Here is a 482-nt window from a genome sequence, read left to right on the forward strand (position 1 = left end):
CCGGAAAATCGTCCCGTGCCGGGCCTCTACCGCCACTACAAGGGCGCGCAGTACGAAGTGATCGGCACCAGTCGCCACAGCGAGACCGAAGAACTGCTGGTGGTCTATCGTGCCTTGTATGGTGAATGCGGGCTGTGGGTGCGCCCGCTGAGCATGTTCATGGAGAACGTCGAGATCCAGGGCGAGCCGGTGCCACGCTTCGCGCTGGTCTCGGCGTGGTCCTGCTGATCCACGGGCGCACCCACATCCTGACCGTCCAGACAGGTACATGCCGCCTGTCGGTCGCGGTGCTATACTGCGCCGCTTGTTTTTCCAGACATACGCATTGAGCCGCTTGCGGGCATGATCTGCCCGCGCGGCTCGGCCACGCCCACACAGCGCATTGCCCGGCACGTCTGGCAGGCACTGTGAGCTGGTTCATACCACGTCAAGAGCGGAGGAAGCATGAGCGCACTGGTTGGTGTCATCATGGGATCAAAATC

Annotated in this window: 1 protein-coding gene; it reads left to right on the forward strand. The window is 62.4% G+C overall.

What is annotated here, in order from left to right; all coding sequences use genetic code 11:
- Nucleotides 1-15 precede the first annotated feature (15 nt).
- Nucleotides 16-228, forward strand: coding sequence for a DUF1653 domain-containing protein (locus HUS66_RS17430; protein WP_175072453.1), 213 nt, complete (start codon nt 16-18; stop codon nt 226-228).
- Nucleotides 229-482 lie beyond the last annotated feature (254 nt).

The sequence above is a fragment of the Onishia taeanensis genome (genome assembly GCF_013349955.1).
Lineage (GTDB): Bacteria > Pseudomonadota > Gammaproteobacteria > Pseudomonadales > Halomonadaceae > Onishia > Onishia taeanensis_B.